The sequence below is a fragment of the Duganella margarita genome, assembly GCF_009857535.1.
Lineage (GTDB): Bacteria > Pseudomonadota > Gammaproteobacteria > Burkholderiales > Burkholderiaceae_D > Rugamonas > Rugamonas margarita.
Genome location: NZ_WWCS01000010.1, coordinates 16,278 through 39,234 on the forward strand (window position 1 = coordinate 16,278; position 22,957 = coordinate 39,234).

Sequence of the window (22,957 nt, forward strand, 5' to 3'; positions counted from 1 at the left end):
ATCAAATGCCACGCGCGCTTGTGCTGGCGCAAACCGTGCGCGCCGCGCCCATAGTTTAATCAGAACCCCGCTCCCGATCGGACTGACTGCCATGAGCAAGCGCCTGCGTCTCACTCTCGCACAACTGGGCTGGCTGAACACGGCCCTGTATCTGCTGGCGCGCGCGCTGGAGCGGGCCAGCGACGGCCGCTGGACGCTGTTCCGCTACCTGTTCGTCGCCCAATATGTCAGCGATTCGCCACTGACTCCGCTGCGCGGCGCCGACATCGACATTCAAACCCCCGACGCCAGCGCGCCGCTGCCGGACGGCTACCCGCGTCCCGCCCATGTGGTAAGCGACCGCTACGCCCAGGGCGCCAGCACGCTGACCGCCTGGCGCAACGGCCGCTTGGCGGGCTTTCTCTGGCTGATCTCAAACGCCTACCAGGAAGACGAAGTGCGCGTCCGCTACCGGCTGTCGTCACCACGGGAAAACTGGGATTTCGATGTGTGGGTCAGGCCCGACGAGCGTCTGGGCTGGGTCTTCCGCCGCCTGTGGGACAGCGCCCGTCAGCAACTGCGCGGGCGCGGCGTGCGCTGGACCTGCAGCCGCATCTCCGCCTTCAATCCCGCATCGCTGCGCGCCCACGCGCAGATCGGCGTGGTGCGCCTGGGCCACGCCTTATTCCTGCGCTGCGGCCAGTGGCAGTGGATGTTCAGCAGCCTGCGGCCGTACTTCCATTTATCGCGCCACCCAGCGTCTTTTCCCCAATTGATGTTCGACACCAGCCAGCTACAGGAGCCGCCATGCCGCAATTTTCGCAAGTCTGCCACATCCTGAGAAGCACTCTCTCGCTCGGCCAGATGCCGCTGACCGCAGACACGCCGCTGCTGGGCAGCCTGCCGGAGCTGGACTCGATGGCGGTAGCCAATCTGATCCTGGCGCTGGAACAGTCTTTCGGTTTCGAGGTACAGGACGACGAAATCAGCGCCCGCCACTTCGCCACGGTTGGCTCCCTGGCCAGCTTCGTCGCCAGCAAAACGGCGTGACCGTGGACGCGCCCGCCCTCGCCGCCCTGCCGTTCTTCCTCAATGCCGATGAGGGCGAACGCTTTTGCCTGTACCACGCACCGGAAATGGGTACGCCGTCGCGCGGCGCCATCCTCTACGTCCATCCTTTTGCGGAAGAGTTGAACAAGAGCCGGCGCATGGTGGCCTTGCAGGCGCGCGCCTACGCCCAGGCAGGCTTCGGCGTGCTGCAAATCGACTTGTTCGGCTGCGGCGACAGCAGCGGCGAACTGCCGCAAGCCGGTTGGGATACCTGGCTGAGCGACCTGGCACGCGCGTGGCAATGGCTGCAGGCGCGCCATGCCGGTCCGCGCTACCTGTGGGGACTGCGCCTGGGCGCCCTGCTGGCGCTGGACTTTGCCACGCAGGCGCACCCGGATGGCGTAATCCTGTGGCAGCCCGCCCTGAGCGGACGGGCGCACTTGCACCAGTTCGCCCGCCTGCAAAGCGCGGCGCGCCTGTTCTCCGGCACACCGGCGGTCGAGCAAAGCGCCGAAATCGCCGGCTACCTGATGTCGCCGGCGTTGTCGGCCACCATCGGCCAACTGGAGGCGGCAACACTGGCGCCGCGCTGCCCGGTGCAGTGGATGGAGCTGAGTCCCGCGCCGCAGGGCGCGGCTGCCGAATACGCTAGCTCGGCAGGCAACCACCAGGCGGCATTGCAGCCGGCCTCCGAACTGCTGATCGAACGCTGGCGCCAGGGCGGCGCCAGGGTGCAGGCCTATCCCGTCCACGGCGAGGCTTTCTGGAGCAGCAGCGAAATTGGCGTCGCCCCCGAACTGCTGGCCGCTACCACCGCCGCCGCACCGCGGGAGCCGACATAATGCCGCAGCAGCGCGTACTCCACTTCACCTGCCAGGACTGCTGGCTGTTCGGCATCCTCCATGTGCCGGACCAGCCGTCCACGCGCGGCGTGCTGATCGTCACCGGCGGACCGCAATACCGCATCGGCAGCCACCGCCAGTTCGTGCTGCTGGCACGGCATCTGTCCGCCCACAATGTGCCGGTAATGCGCTTCGACTATCGCGGCATGGGCGACAGCGAAGGCGACATGCGCGACTTTGAATCAATACAGGACGATCTGGAAGCTGCCATCGGCGAATTTTTCAGCGCCATGCCTGTGTTGAAGGAACTGGTGCTGTGGGGGCTGTGCGACGGCGCCACCGCCGCCGCGTTCCATGCCCCGGACGATCCCCGCATCGCGGGCCTGATCATGCTGAACCCCTGGGTGCGCACCACGCAAGGCGCGGCCCGCACCACGCTGCGCCACTACTATCTGCAGCGGATCCGCGACCCGGAATTCTGGCGCAAGCTGGCGCACGGGCGCTTTGGCGTGCGGCGCGCGCTGGCCTCGTTCCGCCAGGTGGCGACCGCCGCCAACCGGCCGTCGGCGCAGATCGAATCACTGCCCGAGCGGCTGCATCAAGCCCTGTGCCGCTTCCGCGGCCAGATCCTCATCATCCTCAGCGGCGCCGACCTGGGCGCGCGCGAATTCATGGCGCTGCCGCGCCAGCACGCCCACTGGCGCAGCTTGCTGGCTTCCCCGCGCGTGCGCCAGACCATCATCCCGGACGCCAACCACACCTTCGCCCGCCAGGTCTGGCGCGACGAGGTGGCCGACCTCTGCACCAAATGGATACAAGCATGGTAAAGCGCGTGCTGATGATCGCCTATCACTATCCGCCCATGCGCGGCGGCAGCGGCATCCATCGCACGCTGGCTTTTACGCAGTACTTGCCGCAATTGGGCTGGCAACCGCTGGTGCTGTCGGTCAGCCCCAACGCCTACCCGGACTACAGCCGCGCAGACGCCGTGCAGCAAGTGGCGGTGCACCGCAGCTTTGCGCTCGACACGGCACGCCAGCTGGCCATCGCCGGCCGCTATCCGTCGCTGCTGGCGCAGCCGGACCGCTGGATCTCCTGGTGGCTCAGCGCCGTGCCCACCGGGTTGCGGCTGATACGCCGATATCAGCCGCAGTTCATCTGGTCCAGCTACCCGATCGCCACCGCGCACCTGATTGGCCTCACGCTGCATCGGCTGACCGGCATTCCGTGGATCGCCGACCAGCGCGATCCGATGATCGATACCGGCTATCCGCCCGACCCACGACGCCGCCGCATCCACCGCTGGATCGAGCAACAGGCCATGCAACGCGGCGCCGCCGTCATTTGCACCACGCCCGGCGCCGTGCGCGACCTCAGTCACCGTTTTCCGCACGCCGATACCCGTCGCATCGTCCTGATCGAAAACGGGTACGACGAAGTGAGTTTCATTGGCGCGGAAATCGCCGCACTGCGGGCCGCATCGTCGCCCGCCCCGTTCCGGCTGCTGCATAGTGGCGTCATCTACCCGTCGGAGCGGGATCCCGGCGCGCTATTTGCCGCATTGGCGCGCCTGCTGGCGCTGGGCGACATCCAGCCAGCCACGTTCCGCCTGGTGCTGCGCGCCACCGGCCACGACACCTACCTGCAAACCCTGATCGCGCGCCACCCGCATCTGGCGCAGATCATCGAACTGGCGCCGCCTTTGCCATACCACGAGGCGCTGGCCGAAATGCTGACCGCCGACGGCCTGCTGCTGCTGCAGGCGGAAAACTGCAACGGCCAGATTCCGGCCAAATTGTACGAGTACCTGCGCGCGCGCCGGCCGCTGCTCGGACTGACGCACCCTGACGGCGACACCGCCGGCCTGCTGCGCCGTGCCGGCATCCACACCACGGCGCGGCTGGACTGCGCCGACGACATCGCCACCGCGCTGCGCCATTTCCTGCGCCTGTGCCGTCAACGGCAAGCGCCGACCGCACCGCCGGCCCTGATCGCGCGCCACTCGCGCGCCGCCCGCACCCGCGAGTTGGCCGCCCTGCTCGACCGCCTCCACCACAAGGACCGCCTATGAAAACGCTCGCCCCCGCCCTGATCCTCGCCCTGATCCTCGCCTGCGCCAATGCCGCAGCGGCCGACGACTGCCCCCCCTACGTCAAGCACAATCCCGGCGGCGACTACAACAACCCCGACGACCGCCAGGGCCTGACCATCGTCGAGCATTACCACTTCACATCCAACGTCGAGCAACTGATCCGCGGCGCCAGCGGTCCGCTGGCCGCCGACATCGGCTACACGCTGGAACACTTTCCCAACCATCCGCGCGCCCTGGCGGCCATGTCGCGCCTGTCGCTGCGCGACAAGAACCGCAAACCGCACGGCGCCCACTTCACCATCGAATGCTACTTCGACCGCGCGCTGCGCTACACGCCCGACGACGCCCGCGTCCATTCGCTGTTCGGCGCCTACCTGCTGGCAATCGGCCAGACCGACACCGCGCTGGAACAGCTGGAGCAATCGGCGCGGCTGGCCCCGGACAACGCCACTGCCCACTACAACCTCGGTCTGCTGTATCTGAAGAAGAAGGACTATGACAAGGCCCGCGCCAGTGCCCAGAAGGCCTACGGCATGGGGTTTCCGTTGCCAGGCCTGAAAAACAAGCTGGCCGCCGCCGGTGAATGGCGCGACTGAGCTATTTCAAGCCGTGGTGATTCATTAAATCGTACAAGGTGGGGCGGCTTACGCCCAGCAGTTCCGCCGCCTTGACGATATTGCCATCCGCCCGCGACAGCGCCTTGACCATCACCTGGTACTCGGCGCTCTCGCGCACCTGGCGCAGATTCACCGATTCCTCCTGTCCGTCCGGCAGCCCCAGATCGGCGGGGGTAATCTGCGGGCCATCGGCCATGATCACCGCGCGGCGGATACAGTTTTCCATCTCGCGCACATTGCCGGGCCACGCGTAGGCCTCAATGGCGGCCAGCGCCTCCATGCTGAAGGCCAGCAGCGAACGCGATTCGCCGGCGCAGAACTTGTTGCGGAAATGATGCGCCAACAGCGCGCAGTCGCCGACCCGCTCGCGCAACGGTGGTATGGTCAGCACGATCTCGCTCAGGCGATAGTACAGGTCTTCGCGAAAGCCTCCTTCCGCCGACAGCGTCTTCAGATTGCGATGCGTGGCGCAGACCACGCGCACGTCGATGTTGATCTCGCTGCGTCCGCCCACCCGCTCGATCACGCGTTCCTGCAGAAAGCGCAGCAGCTTGGCCTGTAACGACAGCGCCATGTCGCCGATTTCATCGAAGAAGAATGTGCCGCCGTGCGCCAGTTCCAGCTTGCCAGGCGTCTGCCGCTGGGCGCCGGTAAAGGCGCCTTTCTCATAGCCGAATAACTCGCTCTCCAGCAGGTGCTCCGGGATCGCCGCGCAATTGATGGCGACGAAGCGCTTGTCGTGGCGCGTACTCAGATTATGCAGGCCGCGCGCAATCAGCTCCTTGCCGCTACCGGAGTCACCCAATAGCATGACCGTGGCAGACGACGGCGCCACCTTCTCGACGCTGCGGCATAGCTTCAACATGGCCGGGTCGCGGCTGATGATGCCGGCCAGCGGCGAGTCGGATTGAATCTGTAGCATGCGCCGGTTTTCCTGCTGCATGGCATGCAGGTAGAAAGCGCGCGCAATCACCAGCGACAGCGTGTCGGCGTCCAGCGGCTTCTGGTGAAAATCATACGCACCCATGCCGATCGCCTTGAGCGCGTTGGCGCGATCCTGGTTACCGGACAGGATGATCACCTTGGTGTCCGGTGCGGCCGCCAGTATCTGCGCCAGCAGCGCCAGGCCCTCGCTGGCGCCGTCGGGATCGGGCGGCAGGCCGAGGTCCATGGTGACCACCGCCGGCTGGTGTCGGCGCAGTTGCGCCAGCGCGGATTCGCGGTCGTCTGCAGTGACGACATCATAGGCGTCCAGACTCCAGCGCAGCTGCTTTTGCAGGCCAGCGTCGTCTTCCACCACCAGTAGCTTATTCTTGCCCATGCTCGGACTCCTTATGTAGCGGCAGCGTCACGCGGAACGTCGTGCCTTGGGATGGCGCACTGGCGACCTGCAGCTGGCCGCCGATCTCGCGCAGATATTCGCGGCTCTCGAACACGCCGATGCCCATGCCTGCCGCCTTGGTCGAGACAAACGGCTGGAACAGACGCTCTCGCACAAATTGCTCACTCATGCCGTGGCCGGTATCAGACAGCTCGATCACCGCCGCGCCATCGTTCTCGTACATGCGCACCGCAACCTGGCCGGCACGCGGCGTGGCCTCGATGGCGTTCTGAATCAGATGGCCGATGACGCGTTCCAGCCGCCGGGCATTGGCCATCACGGTCAGTCCGGCGCTGCGCAGTTCCAGCGATGGACGCGGTTCGCTGCCGGCGTGCAGCTGGACCACGCGCATCAGCAGTTGATCCAGTTGCAGCGGCGCGGCGGCATCCGGCGCATCGTCGCGCCGCAGTTTGAGCAGCAGGTGCTTCATCTTGCCGAGCGAATGGGACAAGGTCTCCAGCATATCGTCCTGGAAGGCTGGATTGGCCTTGTGCTTTTCCGCGTTGACCAGCAGCAGAGAGAGTTGCGACACCAGGTTTTTCAGGTCATGCACGATGAAGGTCGACATGCGGTTGAACGACTCGAACTGCCGCGCCACCGCCAGACTGTCGGCCGACGCGCGGTGCGCCAGATAGCTGGCGGCCTGGCTGCCGGCGATTTTCAGCACGTCGCGCACTTCCCAATTGAGCTGCAAAGCGGTGCGCGGCAACGCCAGGCAGATAAAACCGAACAGGCTGCGGTCCAGCATCAGCGGCACAATCAGCCACACGCCGGCGCTCCATGCCGGCGGCGGCAGCCCTTCGTAGCGCCCGGGCTGGCGACGCCATTCCGGTAGATCCACCACCCAGCCGCGCACCGCCAGCAAGCGGCACAGCGGACTGTCGGCGCGTTCGTCGGCGTCGGGCAGCGGCATGTTCCAGCGGGTGGCCGGCCGGAACAGATCATCTTCGCGCCGCAGCCACAGCATGCCCGCCGGGCTCTCCACCAGTCCCGCCATGGCCTGGATCGCCCGCTCGGACAGGCCGCCAGCATCATCGGCCAGTGCGCGCGTAAAGCGTTGCCACTCTTCGCGATAGTCGTAGCGGCCCTGATAAAAATGCTTGCCGATGAAGAGCTTGAGCCGCGCGCGCATCGCGCCGGAAAACAGCACGGCGGCCAGTAGCATCGCAGCACCGCACAGGCAGGCCAGCTGCATCAGCGCGCCCCACGCACCGCCGATATAACGCAGATACCACGCGCTGACGGCCATTGCGATCAAATACATCGCCGCACCCAGCAGCGCGGCGGAATGGAACATGATCTGGCGTGACAGGCGTAGCCCCGGCGTCCACACCGGACCGCGCGCCATCGCCATCGCCAGCAGCGGCGCGCTCAAGGCGTTGACGATGCCGCGCGCGGCCCAGATATCCGGATTGACATGCCGCAGCAGCATGGCGTCGCTGTACAGGTAAAAGTCGAAAGCGAACAAGGCGCCGATGCCCAGGCAGGCAAACTTGATGCCCCAGCGCGTGTTCTGCGGCGCGCTGCGGTACAGATGTTCGACCAGTAGCATGCCCATTACCGACGACGCCAAGGGCAGCCCGGCATGCAGCAGCGGCGACGCAGCCGGCTGCAACGCCACCGCCAGCGCCGCGGCCGGCAGCAGCATCGCGCCGGCCAGCAATCGCCAGCCCGCGCTGGAGAGCTGCATCAGCAAGGCCAGCCAGCTTGCGCTGCGCAGCGCATCCGCCACCCCCTGCAAGTCCAGCAGAACCGGTGCCGAGGACGCTGCTGCCGCTGCGGCCATCGCCCAGCCGGCCCACGCTGCCGTGATCGCGGCAGCACCGCCCATCGCCCGCGCATGCGGACGCTGGCGCCATGCTGGCCGCAGCAACAGCACTGCCAGCGCGCCAAACGCCAGCACCGCCACGCCATGGCTGAACGCCGCAACGGCAACCGCACCATCCCACTGCATCAGCGGCCGCCTTTGCCGAACAACACCACCTGTACCGTGTCGACCAAAATCAGCAGATCGAGGAACAGGCTATTATTTTTCACATAATACAAATCGTATTGCAGCTTGCGCAGCGCATCGTCCACCGACGCGCCGTAGCGGTAGCGCACCTGCGCCAGGCCGGTGATGCCCGGCTTGATCCCATGCCGCACATTGTAATAGGCGATCTGCTCGCACAATTGCTCAACGAAATATGCGCGCTCGGGACGCGGGCCGACAAAACTCATCTCGCCCCGGAACACATTCAGCATCTGCGGCAGTTCGTCGATGCGCAGCTTGCGTATCCATCGGCCGACCGCCGTCACGCGCGGGTCGTCCTGCTCCGCCCACTGCGGCTGGCCGTCCCGCTCCGCGTCCTGCCCCATGCTGCGGAACTTCAGTACATGAAACAAGCGGTTGCCCCGGCCCACCCGTTCCTGCCGGTAAAACACCGGACCGCCGTCCTCGATCTTGATGGCCAGCGCCGTGGCCAGCATCAGCGGCATCGCCAGCAGGCCGATGGCGGTGCTGGCTAATAAATCCAGCAAACGCTTGACGATGGCGCGCAGCAGGCCCTGATCGAAGCCGCCGCCGAAAATCAGATAGCTCGGTTGCAGCGAATCGACGCGGATCTGGCATGCCTCGCGCTCGAAGAACGTCGCCGCGTCGGTCACCGGCACGCCGCCCAGCGCGCACTCCAGCAACTGGCGCACCGGGAAGGCGCCGTTGCGACGGTCGCCCACCGTCACCACGATTTCATCGGCGGCGTAGCGCCGCGCCAGCGTCAGCAACGGCAAGTCGGCCGGCAGCAGCATCGCCGGCGGCACCGCGCGCATCTCGCCCTGCACCGGCACAAAGCCGACCACCCGGAACGGATGAAAACCCGCGCTGCTGGCCGCCAGCGCCAGGCACTCGCGCGCAATGGCGCCATCGCCGACGATGATCAGCCGCTGTTCCAGCATGCTCGACTGCGCCGAGGTGAACACCACCAGCCGGGCCAGCAGCACCGCGCCGCCGCCCAGCAGAAACACCACGCTGCCCAGCCGCCCTAGCTGCATTTGCGGCAACAGCACGGCCAGCAATTGCATCAAGCCAAACCCCAACGCCAGCGACGGCATGATGCGCAACAGGATGCTCTTGATGTCTTCGCGCGACTGGTCGTGCTGGTACATGCCCAGCGTGCCCATGCTAAACACCATCACCAGCGCAAACGCCAGCGCCTGCATATAACGCCGCCCGGGGTCGGGCAGCCCAAGCGGTGCACTGGCGACGCCCGCCGCCAGCAATATCGACAGCTCCAGCAACAGCAGCATGAACGCTACCCTGGATACATAATGGTGAAAGATCCTGATCACGATAAACTCCCCGACGGAGCTTTCATCATGAGGAACACTGCAAAACGCCGTTTTGAGCGCCCACAATCAGCGCGCAATCCGCTCATCAAAAAGGGCTTTTGTGACGCTCCTATGACAAATAGTCTATAGTCATGGTTCATTTACCTTCACGTAATAATGTAACCATGAAATTTGATGTTGCCATTGTCGGTAGCGGATTGGCAGGCCTGTCGGTCGCCCTGCACCTGGCCGAAACACGGACTGTAGCCATTATTTCCAAACGTGCCCTGCGGGACGGCGCCAGCAACTGGGCCCAGGGCGGCATTGCCGCCGTACTGGACTCCGGCGACAGCCACACCCAGCACATCGACGACACCCTGATCGCCGGCGGCGGCCTGTGCGACGAGGGCGCCACGCGCTACATCGTCGAACACGGCCGCGAAGCGATCGAATGGCTGATCGACCAGGGCGTGCCGTTCACCCGCGACGAATCGGCGGAAATGGGCTTTCACCTGACCCGCGAAGGCGGCCACAGCCAGCGCCGCATCATCCACGCCGCCGACGCCACCGGCAACGCGGTGCAGACCACGCTGGAAGAAAAAGTCCGCGCCCATCCGAACATCACGCTGTTCGAGCACCATTGCGCAATTGACCTGATCACCTCCGACAAGGTCGACGCCAACAAGAAAGGTTCACAGCCCAAGTGCTACGGCCTGTACGTGCAGGACGAGCGCACCGGTCAGGTGCACACCTTTGCGGCAGAACACACGGTGATGTGTACCGGTGGCGCCGGCAAAGTGTACCTGTACACCACCAATCCGGACACCGCCAGCGGCGACGGCATCGCCATGGCCTGGCGCGCCGGCTGCCGCGTGTCGAACATGGAATTCATCCAGTTCCACCCGACCTGCCTGTATCACCCATACGCCAAGTCCTTCCTGATTACCGAAGCGATCCGCGGCGAAGGCGGCTTGCTGAAATTGCCGCCGGAAGCCGGCGCCGCTGCCGGCCAGCGCTTCATGCTGGCCCACGACGAGCGCGCCGAACTGGCGCCGCGCGACGTGGTGGCGCGCGCCATCGACTTCGAGATCAAGAAGCGCGGCCTCGATTACGTCCATCTGGACATCAGCCACAAGCCGGCCGAATTCCTGATCGAGCACTTCCCGACCATCTACGCGCGCTGCATGGAACTGGGCATCGACATCACCAAACAACCGATTCCGGTGGTGCCGGCCGCGCACTACACCTGCGGCGGCGTGGTCACCGACATGCACGGCCGCACCGACCTGCCCGGCCTGTACGCGGTCGGTGAAACCGCCTGCACCGGCCTGCACGGCGCCAACCGCCTGGCCAGCAACTCGCTGCTGGAATGCGTGGTGATCGGCCGCGCCTGCGCGATGGACATCACGGCCAAGGAAAAAGGCGAAGTACCGTATCTGCCGGATTGGGATGAAAGCCGCGTTGGCGACGCCGATGAGGAAGTGGTCATCTCGCATAACTGGGATGAACTGCGCCGCTTCATGTGGAATTACGTCGGCATCGTCCGCACCAGCAAGCGCCTGGAACGCGCGCAGCACCGCATCGCGCTGCTGAAGGAAGAAATCGACGAGTACTACCAGAATTTCCGCGTGACGCATGACCTGCTGGAGCTGCGCAACCTGGTCGAAGTGGCCAGCCTGATCGTCAACAGCGCCCTGCTGCGCCGCGAAAGCCGCGGCCTGCACTTCAGCCGCGACTATCCGGAGACGTTGGCGAAAGCGTTGCCGTCGATCCTGACGCCGCCGCGCCGCAAATGACGATCCTGGTCCGCCACGCCACCCCGGCCGACATTCCGGCCATGGAGGCGCTGATTGCCCGTTCCGGCATCGAACTGAGCGCCGGGTTTTACACGGCCGCGCAGGCGCAAGCCGTTACGCGTTATGTGTTTGGCGTCGACACGCAACTGGTGGCGGATCAAACCTATTTCGTCATCGAAAAGGGTGGCCAGCTGGCGGCATGCGGTGGCTGGAGCAAGCGCAGCACGCTGTTCGGCGCCGACCGCACCAAGCAAGGCGCCGATCCCCTGCTGGATCCGGCCACCGAAGCGGCGCGCATCCGCGCCTTCTTTGTCGATCCATCGGCGGCGCGCCAAGGCCTGGGCCGCATGCTGCTGCAGCACTGCACCGATGCCGCCGCAGCCGGTGGCTTCAGCACCCTGGAGCTGGCCGCCACCATGCCGGGCGTGCCGCTGTACCAGGCCTGCGGCTTCGAGATCATCGAACCGATCGAGATCAGCTTGCCGGGCGACGTCCGGGTGCCGCTGGCCCGCATGCGCAAGCTGATCTGAGCGGCCTGGGCCGCGCCGGACGGTGTGGCCTGCCGCGAGTTTTTCAGCGCTTTTTGGTCGATCGACGTCTTGTTGCTAACCGATGTTGGTTACAATAAATCGTCGCCCGCCATGGTTGCCGTCGCCGGCAGTCGCGCTCTCATGACTCTCTCTTTGTTGCGGAATTTGAAGCATCCCCCCAGCGTGAAAGCCAGTCTTGCGGTCCTCGTCATCGCTTGCATCCTGCCAGTGTCCGGCGTCACAGCCATCCTCATCCTCAGCTTCTATCACAAGGAGCGCACCCAGCTGATCAGCAACACCATCGGCCGCGCGCGCGCTGCCGCCACCGCAGTCGACCACGACTTCGGCACCGCCACCACCGCGCTGGGCGCCCTGGCCACTTCGCGCATGTTGCTGGCGGGCGATCTGCAAGGCTTTCATTCGCGCGCCGTCACCGTGCTCGGCAGCCTGCATGCCGACAGCATCCTGGTGCTCGATCCGACCGGCAAGATGCTGATGAGTACCCGCCGTCCCTACGGTGAGCCGCTGCCCACGCTGAACAGCGCGCCGCTGCTGCGGCGCATCCTGGCCAGCGGCAAGCCGGGCGTCTCGGACCTGTTCAAGGGACCGCTCAACCAGCAATTGATCTACACCGTCGGCGTGCCGGTGTGGCGCGACGGCCGCGTCGTCATGACGCTCAACGCCACCGCCACCCCGGCGCAGCTGGCCCATGTGCTGGTCGAGCAGCAACTGCCGCCCAGCTGGCGCGCCAGCGTGCTGGACGCCAGCGGCCGCGTGGTCACCCGTTCTCACGAGATGGAGAAGTATGTCGGCCAGCGCCTCAGCGACGAGCAATTGCGGCATGCGGCCACTGCATCCGAAGGCGGCTTCAACACCACCACCCTGGACGGTATCGAGGTTTTCGTCGTCTTCAGCCGCGCGCCGGTCAGCGGCTGGACCGTCTTCCTCGGCATCCCACAGCGCGAGCTGACCGCCGGCCTGCGCGCCAACACGGCGTGGCTGATCGGCGCCACGCTGGCGGCGCTGGCGGCCGGCCTGGCGCTGGCCTGGCTGGTGGCCGGCCGCATCACGCGCTCGGTCCAGCTGCTGATTCCGCCGGCGCTGGCGATCGGCCACGGCCAGGCGCCGGCCATCCCGCCGCTGCAATTCAAGGAGGCGATTGAACTGGGCCAGGCGCTGCGCAACGCCGCCGCCAGCGTGCGCGAGGCGCGCGCCGCCTCGCAGGAAAGCGAACAGCGGCTGCTGCTGGCGGCCGACGCCGCCCATCTCGGCATCTGGATTCGCGACCTCAAACGGCAGGAGATCTGGCTCTCCGACCAGTGGCGCGCGCTGTTCGGCTTCGCCGCCGGGCAGCCGGTCGGGCTGGCCGACCTGCTGGCGCGGGTGCACGCGGACGATCGCGCCGCCGTCCAGCGCACGCTCGACAACGCCGAACTCGGCGTGCCGCGCTACGAGATGGAATACCGCATCACCTTGCCCGACGGCGCGCAGCGCTGGATCGGCTCGCACGGCAGCGTGGAAACCGACGCCGCCGGCCGGCCGGCGCTGGTGCGCGGCGTCTCGCTCGATATCACCGCCCGCAAGCAGGCCGAGCTCGACGCGCTGCAGCGGCAAAAAGAGGTGACCCACCTGTCGCGCGTGGCGGTGCTGGGCGAACTGTCCGGCGCCCTCGCGCACGAACTCAACCAGCCGCTGACGGCCATCCTCAGCAACGCCCAGGCGGCGCGCCGCTTCCTCGAACGGCAACCACCGGACCTGGCCGAAGTCGACGAGATCCTGCGCGACATCATTGACGAAGACCGCCGCGCCGGCGAGGTCATCCAGCGCCTGCGGCGTCTGTTCGACAAGGGCGAGACGCCGCGCGCCCCGGTCGACCTGAACTTCCTCACGCGCGACGTGATCCGCCTGCTGCGCAACGACCTGATCAACCACGGCATCGCCGTGCGCACCGAGCTGACGGCCCCGCACGCGGTCGCCAGCGCCGACGCGGTGCAGCTGCAGCAGGTGCTGATCAACCTGCTGATGAACGCCTGCGACGCCATGGCCGGCGCCGCGCCGGACGAAGCGGTGATCGTGGTGCGCAGCGCGCCGGCCGGCGCCGCCGCGGTGCAGCTGAGCGTCATCGACCACGGCGCCGGCATCCCGGCCGCCGCCCTGGCCCATATCTTCGAACCGTTCTACACCACCAAGGAGCGCGGCATGGGACTGGGCCTGTCGATTTGCCGCAACATCGTGGCCGCCCACCACGGCCAGCTGTGGGCCGAAAACAACCCCGGCGGCGGCGCCAGCGTCCACCTGCGCCTGCCGCTGGCCACAGCCGCGATCGCATGAACGCGCCGCGCGTGTTCCTGGTCGACGACCAGCCGGCCGTGCTGAAAGCCCTCACCCGGCTGCTGACGGCGGCCGGCTACACGGTGCAGGCCTACCACACCGCGCAGGCCTTTCTCGACAGCGGCAACGCCGGCGCCGAAGGCTGCCTGGTGCTCGACATGTCGATGCCGGCCATGAGCGGACTGGCGCTGCAGCAGGCGCTGGCGCAGCGCGCCAGCCTGCTGCCGGTGATCTTCCTCACCGGTCACGGCAACCTCGACAGCGGCATCCAGGCCATGAAGCTGGGCGCCGCCGACTTCCTCACCAAGCCGGTCGACGACGCCCGCCTGATCGCCGCCATCGAGCAGGCGCTGGCGCGCAACCGCGCGCTGCGCGCCGATCACACCGAACGCGCCGACCTGGCGGCGCGCCTGCACAGCCTGACGCCGCGCGAGGAGGAAGTGATGAACCTGGTCATCGAGGGCCTGCTCAACAAGCAAATCGCCGCCGCCCTCGGCACGGTGGAAAAGACGGTCAAGGTGCACCGCGCCCGCGTCATGACGAAAATGCAAGTGCGTTCGGTCACCGCGCTGGTGCGGCTGGTCGACCGCCTGCGCGCCGGCGCCCCGCCGTAAGGCCGCCGCCGGGCATTGGCCCATGGTCCAATATCGGTCCGGCGCCGGGGGCGCTATCGTGTAGCCATGGACACTAAACTTCCCTGGGTGGCGGTGGTAGACGACGAAGACAGCATCCGTCGCGCCCTGCTGCGTTTGCTTCGCTCGGCCGGCATTCCGGCCCGCGCCTTCGACGGCGCCGACAGCTTCCTGGCCGCGCTGGCGGACGGCGCCCCGTGCTGCGCCCTGCTGGACGTGCACATGCCGGGCCGCTCCGGCCTCGACCTGCTGGCGCTGCTGGCCCGGGAGGCGCCCGGCACCGGCGTCATCATCATGACCGGCCACCACACGCCGGAAGAATATGCCCGCGCCCAGCAATACCGGCCGCTGGCGTACCTGCATAAACCGATGAACGATCTGCAACTGCTGACCGCCATCGGCACCGTCTGCCCTTCCTGGAGCCTGCCATGAACCTCGCAATCTGCTCACGCCCCGCAGTCAACCTGCCCCTCGCCAAGGCCAGCGCCGTCGCCAGCTACGACAATGTCACCACTTTGCCGACCCGCACCCCTTTTGCGCGCACGCTGGCACAGCAACTGGTGGCATTCTGGCCGCGCGCCAGCACGCTGATGCTGATCGACCTTGATGGATTCACCGCCCTTAACAACAGCCTCGGCCACGCGGCCGGTGACGCCATACTGCGCCAGTTCGCCCAGCGGCTGCAGCGGCTGGCGCCACCACGCGCCCCGCTGGGACGCCTGGGCAGCGATGAGTTCGCACTACTGCTGCCGGGCCACACCGACTTGCACGCCGCGGCGCGGATGGCGACACAGATCCGCAGCGTGCTCGATATCCCGTTCGACCTGCCTGGTGGCGCGCTATCGCTGAGCGCCTGCATCGGCATCGCCAGCTGTCCGGCACACGGCGTTGATGAGGCCTCGCTGATCCAGTGCGCCAGCATCGCGCTGCGCCAGGCCAAGCAGCAAGGGCGCGATGTCTGCTGCTTCTACGCCGAGTCCATGGCGCCGGCGCTCAAGGCGCGGTGACACCGAAGCGGCGCGCCAGCCTTTGCAGCTCGCCGTTCTTTTTCAGTTCCGCCAGCAACCGGTCCATTTGCAGCGGCAGGTCACGCAGGCGCGGCGCCAGCGGATAGGCGAAATAGGCATCCTGCACGTCGATCAGCGGCGCCAGCACCATCACCTTGTCCTGCATCCCCAGTGCAGTCACCACCGGATCGGTATCGCGGCGGTTGGTGGCAAACATCTCCACGTGGCCGATGGCCAGCATCTTCAAGCCGCTTTCGACGGAGTTGGCCACGCTGATGGTCAGCTGCGCCTGCGCCCTGGTGAAGGCGGGGCCGTAAGTCCAGCCGTTGAGCGTGACAATGCGCCGGCCCTGGAGCAGGCCGTAATCGCCCTCCCAGACCGGCATCCGGTCGGCGCGGACATAAAACGCCACTTCATCACGGAAGAACGGCTGCGTGCTGAAACGCATGGTGCGCTGCCGCGCAGCCGATTTGTATGGCCCGACCAACACATCGGCCGTGCCGTTGTTGATCAACTCCTGCGCGCGCCGCCATGGATAGATCTCGAAGCGCAGACGATAGCCATGCCGCCTGGCGCACAGGCGCAGCAACTCCACACCCATGCCGGCGAATTCGCCGTCGTCGCGGCGTTCGTAAATACCTTCGAAGCGTGTTCCCACCACCAGCAGCTCATGCGCTGCCGCCGGACGGGCAAAAGAAGATAGCGACACGGCGCCCAGCGCCATGCCGCCCAAGCCAGTCAACAACAGCCGACGTGCCTTCCGCAAGCGGGTCTCCCCTGCCGGAGAATCCGGCATCCTGCGAGTGATTCTACGCGGGTTAGCCGACGATGCGCAAAGAATAATCGGTGGCCCGGATATCCTTGGTCAGGCTGCCGATCGAGATGCGGTCGACGCCGGTTTCGGCAATCGCGCGCACGGTGTCGAAGTTGATGCCGCCGGAGGCTTCCAGCAGCGCGCGGCCGGCGTTGATCACCACCGCTTCGCGCATCATGCCGGTGTCGAAGTTATCCAGCAGGATGGAGACGGCGCCTGCATCCAGTGCTTCCTTCAACTCATCCAGCGATTCGACTTCCACCTGGATCGACACGCCCTTGTCCAGCGCCTTGGCTGCCAGCACCGCATGGGTGATGCCGCCCGCCGCCGCGATGTGGTTTTCCTTGATCAGGATACCGTCGTACAGCGCCAGACGCTGATTCTGGCCGCCGCCCACGCGCACCGCGTACTTTTGCGCCAGGCGCAGGCCCGGCAAGGTCTTGCGGGTGTCGAGAATTGCGGCGCGGGTGCCCGCGATCACGTCCACATACTTGCGGGTGGCGGTGGCCACGCCGGACAGCAGCTGCATGAAGTTGAGCGCACCGCGTTCCGCCGTCAGCAGCGCGCGCGCCGGACCTTCGATGGTGCAGACCACGCTGTCGGCCTTCATCAAATCGCCTTCGGCGTACTGCCAGTCGATTTCAATCCCGGCCTGCATGCAGTTCATCACGCCTTCAAACCACGGCGCGCCGCACAGCACCGCGTCCTCGCGCACGATCACTCGCGCCTTGGCGCGGCCGCCTTCCGGGACCAGCAAGCCAGTCAGGTCGCCGCTGCCCACGTCTTCCAGCAAGGCCGCCAGCAGATTGTTTTCAAATGCGGATTTCAGCGCGTCGTCGAACGGCGCGAACTTGTTGACCAGAGTGCTCATCATGCAGGGCCGATTCCCGAAAACAGTTTTGCTTCTTGCGCCAGATCCGGACCTGGCTGCACCTTGGCCTTCTTGGCGGCAGCGAAGTCCAGCATGCGCGTGATCGAGGTCACCGCCTGCTTGCCGATTTCCGCATCGACGAGGATTTCGTTGGCGGCGCTGGCCACCGGATCATCCATATTTTCGAGTACGTCGGCCAGGTTTTGCAGGCCGTTCATCGCCATCCATGGGCAGTGCGCACAGCTCTTGCAAGTGGCGCTGTTGCCGGCGGTCGGCGCTTCGATGAAACGCTTGCCCGGTGCGGCGGCACGCATCTTGTGCAGAATGCCGTTGTCGGTGGCGACGATGAAGGTGTCGGCGTCCGATTCCACCGCAGCGTTGATGATCTGCGTGGTCGAGCCGACGACATCGGCCAGCGCCACCACATTGGCCGGCGATTCCGGATGGACCAGGATCTTCGCCTGCGGGTACTGAGCCTTCAGCAGTTCCAGTTCCACGCCCTTGAATTCATCGTGCACCAGGCAGGAGCCCTGCCACAGCAGCATGTCGGCGCCGGTCTGCTTCTGGATGTAGGAACCCAGATGCTTGTCCGGCGCCCACAGGATCTTCTTGCCCTGCTCGTGCAGGTGCTTAACGATATCCAGGCCGATCGACGACGTCACCATCCAGTCGGCGCGCGCCTTGACGGCGGCGCTGGTGTTGGCATACACCACCACCGTGCGGTCCGGATGGGCGTCGCAGTAAGCGGCAAATTCGTCGGCCGGGCAGCCCAGGTCCAGCGAACAGGTCGCGTCCAGGTCCGGCATCAGGATGCGCTTTTCCGGGCTGAGGATCTTGGCCGTTTCGCCCATGAAGCGCACGCCCGCCACCACCAGCGTCCTGGCCGGATGATCGCGGCCGAAGCGCGCCATCTCCAGCGAATCGGAGACGCAGCCGCCGGTTTCCTCGGCCAGATCCTGCAGGTCGGCGTCCACATAATAGTGCGACACCAACACCGCCTGCTTTTCCTTCAGCAGGCGCTTGATGCGTTCTTTGAGCTCCACGCGCTGTTCGGCGCTGGGAGTCGCTGGCGTGCGCGCCCAGGCATGGGCTACGCAGCTGGCGCCGTCTTGTGGATGCTCGTACTCGACGGGTTTGATCTCGATGGCTTGCATGATGGTTTAGTCGATACCTTGGCTGGTCAGATATTCTTCGTAGCCGCCACGGAAGTCGACCACTTCGTTTTCTTTGATTTCGATGATGCGGGTCGCCAGCGACGACACGAATTCACGGTCGTGCGAGACGAAGATCAGCGTGCCGGCGTATTTGTCCAGCGCGATGTTCAGCGACTCGATCGATTCCATGTCCATGTGGTTGGTCGGCTCGTCCAGCAGCAGCACATTGTGACGGCCCAGCATCAGCTTGCCGTACATCATGCGGCCTTTCTCACCACCGGACAGCACGCGCACCGACTTCTTCACCTCGTCGCCGCCGAACAGCAGACGGCCCAGGATCGAGCGCACGGCCTGGTCGTCGTCGCCTTCCTTGGTCCACTTGCCCATCCAGTCGGTCAGCGTGATGTCGGTCGCGAAGTCTTCGGTCGGGTCTTGCGGCATGTAGCCGACGTTGGCGTTTTCCGCCCACTTGACCGTGCCGTGATCGGCATGCAGGCCGGCGATGTCGTCGCCGCCGATGCAGCGCAGCATGGTGGTTTTACCCGCGCCGTTGGCGCCGATGATGGCGATGCGTTCGCCCGCTTCAACCATGATGCTGAAGTTGTTGAACAGCGTGCGGTCGTATTTCTTGCTCAGGCCTTCGGTTTCCACGGCCAGGCGGTGCAGCTTCTTCTCGCCTTCGAAGCGCACGAACGGATAGGCGCGCGACGACGGCTTGATGTCCTCGACCTTGATCTTGTCGATCATCTTGGCGCGCGACGTCGCCTGGCGGGCCTTGGACTTGTTGGCCGAGAAGCGGCGCACGAAGTCCTGCAGCTCGGCGACTTTCTCTTTCGCCTTGGCGTTGTTGGCCAGCTGCTGGTTGCGCGCTTGCGTCGACGCCAGCATGTAGTCGTCGTAATTGCCTGGGTAGATCTTCAGCGTGCCATAATCCATATCCGCCACGTGGGTGCACACCTGGTTCAGGAAGTGGCGATCGTGGGAAATGATGATCATGGTGGAGTTGCGCTCGTTGAGCACATCTTCCAGCCAGCGGATGGTGTTGATGTCCAGGTTATTGGTTGGTTCGTCGAGCAGCAGGATGTCCGGGTTCGAGAACAGCGCCTGCGCCAGCAGCACGCGCAGCTTCCAGCCTGGCGACACGGCGCTCATCAGGCCCTGGTGCTGGTCGATGCTGATGCCAACGCCCAGCAGCAGTTCGCCGGCGCGCGACTCGGCGGTGTAGCCGTCGTATTCCGAGACTTTGCCTTCCAGTTCGGCGGCTTTCATGTAGTCGTCGTCAGTAGCGTCCGGATTGGCGTAGATCGCATCGCGTTCGGAGATCGCGGCCCACATCTCGGTGTGGCCCATCATCACCACGTCCAGCACGCGCATGTCTTCGAATGCAAACTGGTCCTGACGCAGCTTGCCGAGACGCTCGTTCAGATCCAGCATCACGTTGCCGCCCGACGGTTCCAGATCGCCGCCGAGGATTTTCATGAACGTGGATTTGCCGCAGCCGTTGGCGCCGATCAGGCCATAACGGTTGCCATCGCCGAACTTGACGGAGATGTTTTCAAACAGCGGCTTGGCGCCGAATTGCATCGTGATATTTGCTGTGCTAAGCATTGTGGATTTGGACCTTGCAGATTTAGGTAGAGCGGAAAGACGAAATTATACAGCAATCGAGGCGGATCGCGTGTTACCCCATATAAAACAAGCACTTACGCGATGCTACAAGGTCAAGTAATCGCTGATCGCCAGTTCCAGGCTGCGCGTGGTCGAAGTCAAGTGTGCCTTGCCGCCGTACGGCAGCGTGGCGCGTTCCTTGATGTGGCCGAATGGCAACCCGGTCAGGACCGGGATCGGCAGCGTGGCGCGCAGGTAGGCCAGCATGGCTTCGAAGTCGTAGCCGTTGTCCATCGCGTTCAGCTTGTATCCGGAGAAATCGCCCAGCACCAGTGCCTGCTGGTCATCCAGCGCGCCGGCGTAGAACAGTTGCAGCACCATGCGCTCCACCCGGTATGGGTGCTCGCTGATGTCCTCAATGAAGCAGATTCCACCCGCCAGCGCCTGGAAATACGGCGTGCCGAGCAGGCTGACCATCATCGCCAGGTTGCCGCCCCACAGCTTGCCGCTGACATCCACCACCGGATTATCCGAACCGCCCTCTGCCACGACGCCGCGCACCGCGTGTACCGGCCCGCGCAGGCAGTCCCAGAACTGCTTGATGGTATAGGCCACCGGCTCGTCGCGGGTGAAGTCGTCGCACATCATCGGCCCGCCGAAGCTGGTGCGGCCGGTCTGCCTGAACAGCGGCATCTGGAAGGCGGTGAAATCGCTGTAGCCGACGAACAGCTTGCCGCTGTCGGCCATCTTGCCAAAGTCGATCATCGGCAGCAGGCGCGACATGCCATACGAGCCGCGCACTGCCATCACAATCTGCACCGCCGGATCGGCGGCGGCGGCGTTCAGTTGCGCCAGGCGCCACTCGTCGGTGCCGCCAAAGCGCTGGAATTGTTTGTCGTCGTCGTAGTAGTTATGGACCAGGAAGCCCTGCTGTTCCAGACGCTGCACGCCACGCTGCAAGGCGTCGTTGTCCGGCGGACGGCCGCTCGGTGCGGCAATCGCGATACCGATTTTGGATGTACTCAAAATGTCTCTGTCAGTGATGGGTGCCGCTGCCGGCACGATGCGGCGTCAGCGGAGGAAGTTCCGGCGCCATATTACCGCGCAGATGATGGTCGAGCAAGGCTAGCAGGCGTTCGATCAGCTGCGCCGGCAGGTCGTGACCCATGCCCTCTATTACCTCCAACCGTGCTCCGGGTATGGCCTGCGCGGTGTCCACGCCGCAGGCCACCGGCACCAGCGGATCGGCCGCGCCGTGGATCACCAGCGAAGGACAGCGTATCTTGCGCAATAGCGGCGTGCGGTCGCCCGAAGCGACAATTGCCACCAGCTGGCGCGCCACGCCGTCCGGATTGGCACCACGATCCATCGCGCGTTCGATATTGGCGCGCATCACCCGCTCAGGCGTGGGAAAGGATGGACTGCCGATCACCCGGTAGACGTTGACCACCCGTTCCACCACCGCCTTGCGGTCGGACGGGTCGGCCGACCGCATCATGGCGTTGCGCGCCGCCGCCGTCGGGCCAGGCAAGCCGCGCCTGCCGCTGCTGGACATGATGGAAGTGAGGCTGAGCGTGCGCGCGCCAAAACGCGCCGCGAAGATCTGGGCGATCATGCCGCCCATGGACACGCCGACCACGTGCGCCTGCGCGATGCCCAGCGCATCGAGCAGGCCGGCCGCATCGTCGGCCATGTCGTGCAGCGTGTAGCCGCTGGTCTGCTTCAGGCCAAACAGGGATTTCAGATACGCCCACACCAGGTTGGGCTTTTTATGCTGGTGGAATTTGGTGGACAGACCGATGTCGCGGTTGTCGAAGCGGATCACGTAGTAGCCCTGCTCCACCAGGCCGTCGACCAGATCCTCCGGCCAGGCGATCAGCTGCATGCCCAGGCCCATGATCAGCAGCACCGGCGGATCGAGCGGACTTCCGCTGGTTTCGTAGGCAATCGTGATGCCGTTTACTTGTGCGGTAGCCAAGACCATCTCCCAGATAACACCCGGGATTCAGCATACCATTTTTATTCTGCCGTGGCGCGCCTGGCAGCGGTGGCTGCCGCGCGACGGGCGGCAAAGAATTTCTTCAGCATGGCGCCGCACTCCTCGGCCATGACGCCGCCGACGATGTCGGTGTGGTGATTCAGCTGCTCCTGCTGAAACAGGTTGAGCACCGAGCCGCAGGCGCCGGTCTTGGGATCGCTGGCGCCAAACACCACTTTTGCGAGCCGCGCATGCATCATTGCGCCGGAACACATCACGCATGGCTCCAGCGTGACATACAACTCACAGCCGGGAAGCCGGTAGTTCCCCAGCTTTTCGGCGGCGGCGCGCAAGGCGACGATTTCCGCGTGCGCGGTCGGATCGTGCTTGCCGATCGGCTGATTGCAACCGACCGCGATCACCTCGCCGTCCTTGACGACGACGGCGCCTACCGGCACCTCGCCGAGGTCCCACGCTTGCTGCGCCTGTTCCAGCGCCAGCTGCATGAAGGCCGTATCAGACACCATCGGTGATCTCGGCCCAGCAATTAGGGGTTTCGTGCAGCACCAGCTTGTGCAGGTGCAGGCCGGTGCCGTAGCGGTCCTTGTAGGCCGCCTTGAGGATGTCGAACGCCACGCGCGCCAGGTTTTCCACGGTCGGAATGCGGTCGATCACCACGGTCTTGTGGTCCGGCAGCGACGCCAGGAACTCGCGCACCGCGTTGTCCTTCTCGTAGACGATGAAGGCGTGATCCCAGACATCGACCAGGTGTTCCTTGGCCAGCGACTTGATGTCGGAGAAATCCATGATCATGCCGTTGTCGGAACTGCCTTCAACGTCGATGACAGCGCCGGTCAGCGTGATTTCCAGCGTGTAGCGGTGACCGTGCAGGTTGCGGCACTGGCTCTTGTGGTCGGGAATACGGTGGCCGGCGTCAAATTCCAGCTTGCGGGTGATGGTCAGCATTGA

At 65.4% G+C, this 22,957-nt stretch carries 23 protein-coding genes; 12 read left to right on the plus strand and 11 right to left on the minus strand.

The annotated features are described in order from the left end of the window. Positions 1 to 91 precede the first annotated feature (91 nt). Genes GTP55_RS16330 through GTP55_RS16355 form a run of 6 tightly spaced genes read left to right on the plus strand, consistent with a single transcriptional unit; the run spans position 92 to position 4,559 of the window. Positions 92 to 820 carry a GNAT family N-acetyltransferase gene (locus tag GTP55_RS16330; protein WP_161045935.1) on the plus strand — a complete coding sequence of 243 codons (729 nt, stop codon included), beginning with the start codon at positions 92 to 94 and terminating at the stop codon, positions 818 to 820. Next, positions 787 to 1,029: an acyl carrier protein gene (locus tag GTP55_RS16335; protein ID WP_161045936.1), complete on the plus strand. Its 243-nt coding sequence runs from the start codon at positions 787 to 789 to the stop codon at positions 1,027 to 1,029. The genes GTP55_RS16330 and GTP55_RS16335 overlap by 34 nt, the downstream gene beginning before the upstream one ends. Before the next feature lie 2 nt (positions 1,030 to 1,031). Beyond that, the gene (locus tag GTP55_RS16340) at positions 1,032 to 1,871 is read left to right on the plus strand and encodes a hydrolase 2, exosortase A system-associated (RefSeq protein WP_371868366.1); all 840 of its coding nucleotides are present in this window, start codon (positions 1,032 to 1,034) and stop codon (positions 1,869 to 1,871) included. Beyond that, a complete protein-coding gene (locus tag GTP55_RS16345) occupies positions 1,871 to 2,698 on the plus strand; it encodes a hydrolase 1, exosortase A system-associated (RefSeq protein ID WP_161045938.1) in 828 nt (275 codons plus the stop codon). The genes GTP55_RS16340 and GTP55_RS16345 overlap by 1 nt, the downstream gene beginning before the upstream one ends. After that, positions 2,692 to 3,942 carry a glycosyltransferase gene (locus tag GTP55_RS16350; protein WP_161045939.1) on the plus strand — a complete coding sequence of 417 codons (1,251 nt, stop codon included), beginning with the start codon at positions 2,692 to 2,694 and terminating at the stop codon, positions 3,940 to 3,942. The genes GTP55_RS16345 and GTP55_RS16350 overlap by 7 nt, the downstream gene beginning before the upstream one ends. Then, positions 3,939 to 4,559: a tetratricopeptide repeat protein gene (locus GTP55_RS16355; protein ID WP_161045940.1), complete on the plus strand. Its 621-nt coding sequence runs from the start codon at positions 3,939 to 3,941 to the stop codon at positions 4,557 to 4,559. The genes GTP55_RS16350 and GTP55_RS16355 overlap by 4 nt, the downstream gene beginning before the upstream one ends. 1 nt (position 4,560) lies before the next feature. Here GTP55_RS16355 and prsR read toward each other — a convergent pair whose 3' ends face one another. Genes prsR through GTP55_RS16370 form a run of 3 tightly spaced genes read right to left on the minus strand, consistent with a single transcriptional unit; the run spans position 4,561 to position 9,246 of the window. Further along, entirely contained in the window at positions 4,561 to 5,901 is a 1,341-nt protein-coding gene (prsR, locus tag GTP55_RS16360; RefSeq protein ID WP_161045941.1) for a PEP-CTERM-box response regulator transcription factor, read from the minus strand. Further along, positions 5,888 to 7,915, minus strand: coding sequence for an XrtA/PEP-CTERM system histidine kinase PrsK (prsK, locus tag GTP55_RS16365; protein WP_161045942.1), 2,028 nt, complete (start codon positions 7,913 to 7,915; stop codon positions 5,888 to 5,890). Before prsK ends, prsR begins: the two co-directional genes overlap by 14 nt. Then, positions 7,915 to 9,246: a TIGR03013 family XrtA/PEP-CTERM system glycosyltransferase gene (locus GTP55_RS16370; protein ID WP_202423737.1), complete on the minus strand. Its 1,332-nt coding sequence runs from the start codon at positions 9,244 to 9,246 to the stop codon at positions 7,915 to 7,917. Before GTP55_RS16370 ends, prsK begins: the two co-directional genes overlap by 1 nt. A gap of 206 nt (positions 9,247 to 9,452) precedes the next feature. On the opposite strand from GTP55_RS16370, the gene nadB reads away from it, so the two are divergent. The 6 genes from nadB (at position 9,453) to GTP55_RS16400 (ending at position 15,563) form a co-directional block, all read left to right on the plus strand. Next, positions 9,453 to 11,063 carry an L-aspartate oxidase gene (nadB, locus tag GTP55_RS16375; RefSeq protein WP_161045944.1) on the plus strand — a complete coding sequence of 537 codons (1,611 nt, stop codon included), beginning with the start codon at positions 9,453 to 9,455 and terminating at the stop codon, positions 11,061 to 11,063. Then, complete coding sequence (locus GTP55_RS16380; RefSeq protein ID WP_161045945.1) at positions 11,060 to 11,593, plus strand: GNAT family N-acetyltransferase; 534 nt, start codon at positions 11,060 to 11,062, stop codon at positions 11,591 to 11,593. The genes nadB and GTP55_RS16380 overlap by 4 nt, the downstream gene beginning before the upstream one ends. 183 nt (positions 11,594 to 11,776) lie before the next feature. After that, the gene (locus GTP55_RS16385; RefSeq protein ID WP_371868367.1) at positions 11,777 to 13,924 is read left to right on the plus strand and encodes a sensor histidine kinase; all 2,148 of its coding nucleotides are present in this window, start codon (positions 11,777 to 11,779) and stop codon (positions 13,922 to 13,924) included. Beyond that, positions 13,921 to 14,538, plus strand: a complete 618-nt coding sequence (locus tag GTP55_RS16390) for a response regulator transcription factor (protein WP_161045947.1) — start codon at positions 13,921 to 13,923, stop codon at positions 14,536 to 14,538. Before GTP55_RS16385 ends, GTP55_RS16390 begins: the two co-directional genes overlap by 4 nt. Before the next feature lie 66 nt (positions 14,539 to 14,604). Further along, positions 14,605 to 14,988 carry a response regulator transcription factor gene (locus tag GTP55_RS16395; RefSeq protein WP_161045948.1) on the plus strand — a complete coding sequence of 128 codons (384 nt, stop codon included), beginning with the start codon at positions 14,605 to 14,607 and terminating at the stop codon, positions 14,986 to 14,988. After that, positions 14,985 to 15,563, plus strand: coding sequence for a GGDEF domain-containing protein (locus GTP55_RS16400; RefSeq protein ID WP_161045949.1), 579 nt, complete (start codon positions 14,985 to 14,987; stop codon positions 15,561 to 15,563). Before GTP55_RS16395 ends, GTP55_RS16400 begins: the two co-directional genes overlap by 4 nt. Here GTP55_RS16400 and GTP55_RS16405 read toward each other — a convergent pair. From GTP55_RS16405 to queD, 8 genes are all read right to left on the minus strand, one after another. After that, entirely contained in the window at positions 15,550 to 16,329 is a 780-nt protein-coding gene (locus tag GTP55_RS16405; RefSeq protein ID WP_229257965.1) for a substrate-binding periplasmic protein, read from the minus strand. The two genes, GTP55_RS16400 and GTP55_RS16405, sit on opposite strands and share 14 nt — an antisense overlap. A gap of 52 nt (positions 16,330 to 16,381) precedes the next feature. Then, positions 16,382 to 17,248, minus strand: a complete 867-nt coding sequence (gene nadC, locus GTP55_RS16410; protein WP_161046087.1) for a carboxylating nicotinate-nucleotide diphosphorylase — start codon at positions 17,246 to 17,248, stop codon at positions 16,382 to 16,384. After that, on the minus strand, positions 17,248 to 18,402 hold the full coding sequence (gene nadA / locus GTP55_RS16415; protein ID WP_161045951.1) for a quinolinate synthase NadA: 1,155 nt from the start codon (positions 18,400 to 18,402) through the stop codon (positions 17,248 to 17,250). The genes nadC and nadA overlap by 1 nt, the downstream gene beginning before the upstream one ends. Positions 18,403 to 18,408: 6 nt before the next feature. Then, a complete protein-coding gene (locus tag GTP55_RS16420; protein ID WP_161045952.1) occupies positions 18,409 to 20,010 on the minus strand; it encodes an ABC-F family ATPase in 1,602 nt (533 codons plus the stop codon). 105 nt (positions 20,011 to 20,115) lie between these two features. Beyond that, positions 20,116 to 21,036 (minus strand): LD-carboxypeptidase, encoded by a 921-nt coding sequence (locus GTP55_RS16425; protein WP_161045953.1) that lies wholly within the window; start codon positions 21,034 to 21,036, stop codon positions 20,116 to 20,118. Positions 21,037 to 21,046: 10 nt separating this feature from the next. Further along, on the minus strand, positions 21,047 to 21,988 hold the full coding sequence (locus GTP55_RS16430; protein ID WP_161045954.1) for an alpha/beta fold hydrolase: 942 nt from the start codon (positions 21,986 to 21,988) through the stop codon (positions 21,047 to 21,049). A 41-nt stretch (positions 21,989 to 22,029) separates the two neighbouring features. Next, on the minus strand, positions 22,030 to 22,515 hold the full coding sequence (tadA, locus tag GTP55_RS16435; protein ID WP_161045955.1) for a tRNA adenosine(34) deaminase TadA: 486 nt from the start codon (positions 22,513 to 22,515) through the stop codon (positions 22,030 to 22,032). Continuing rightward, entirely contained in the window at positions 22,505 to 22,954 is a 450-nt protein-coding gene (gene queD, locus GTP55_RS16440; RefSeq protein ID WP_110847917.1) for a 6-carboxytetrahydropterin synthase QueD, read from the minus strand. The genes tadA and queD overlap by 11 nt, the downstream gene beginning before the upstream one ends. Between the last annotated feature and the right edge of the window lie 3 nt (positions 22,955 to 22,957).

Coding starts and splice junctions, on each gene's coding strand:
- GTP55_RS16395 (WP_161045948.1), top strand. CDS start 14,605: ATGGACACTAAACTTCCCTGGGTGGCGGTGGTAGACGACGAAGACAGC.
- GTP55_RS16350 (WP_161045939.1), top strand. CDS start 2,692: ATGGTAAAGCGCGTGCTGATGATCGCCTATCACTATCCGCCCATGCGC.
- GTP55_RS16355 (WP_161045940.1), top strand. CDS start 3,939: ATGAAAACGCTCGCCCCCGCCCTGATCCTCGCCCTGATCCTCGCCTGC.
- GTP55_RS16345 (WP_161045938.1), top strand. CDS start 1,871: ATGCCGCAGCAGCGCGTACTCCACTTCACCTGCCAGGACTGCTGGCTG.
- nadB (WP_161045944.1), top strand. CDS start 9,453: ATGAAATTTGATGTTGCCATTGTCGGTAGCGGATTGGCAGGCCTGTCG.
- GTP55_RS16400 (WP_161045949.1), top strand. CDS start 14,985: ATGAACCTCGCAATCTGCTCACGCCCCGCAGTCAACCTGCCCCTCGCC.
- GTP55_RS16380 (WP_161045945.1), top strand. CDS start 11,060: ATGACGATCCTGGTCCGCCACGCCACCCCGGCCGACATTCCGGCCATG.
- GTP55_RS16330 (WP_161045935.1), top strand. CDS start 92: ATGAGCAAGCGCCTGCGTCTCACTCTCGCACAACTGGGCTGGCTGAAC.
- tadA (WP_161045955.1), bottom strand. CDS start 22,515: ATGGTGTCTGATACGGCCTTCATGCAGCTGGCGCTGGAACAGGCGCAG.
- GTP55_RS16370 (WP_202423737.1), bottom strand. CDS start 9,246: ATGCTGCTGTTGCTGGAGCTGTCGATATTGCTGGCGGCGGGCGTCGCC.
- GTP55_RS16420 (WP_161045952.1), bottom strand. CDS start 20,010: ATGCTTAGCACAGCAAATATCACGATGCAATTCGGCGCCAAGCCGCTG.
- prsK (WP_161045942.1), bottom strand. CDS start 7,915: ATGCAGTGGGATGGTGCGGTTGCCGTTGCGGCGTTCAGCCATGGCGTG.
- GTP55_RS16390 (WP_161045947.1), top strand. CDS start 13,921: ATGAACGCGCCGCGCGTGTTCCTGGTCGACGACCAGCCGGCCGTGCTG.
- queD (WP_110847917.1), bottom strand. CDS start 22,954: ATGCTGACCATCACCCGCAAGCTGGAATTTGACGCCGGCCACCGTATT.
- nadA (WP_161045951.1), bottom strand. CDS start 18,402: ATGCAAGCCATCGAGATCAAACCCGTCGAGTACGAGCATCCACAAGAC.
- nadC (WP_161046087.1), bottom strand. CDS start 17,248: ATGAGCACTCTGGTCAACAAGTTCGCGCCGTTCGACGACGCGCTGAAA.
- prsR (WP_161045941.1), bottom strand. CDS start 5,901: ATGGGCAAGAATAAGCTACTGGTGGTGGAAGACGACGCTGGCCTGCAA.
- GTP55_RS16335 (WP_161045936.1), top strand. CDS start 787: ATGCCGCAATTTTCGCAAGTCTGCCACATCCTGAGAAGCACTCTCTCG.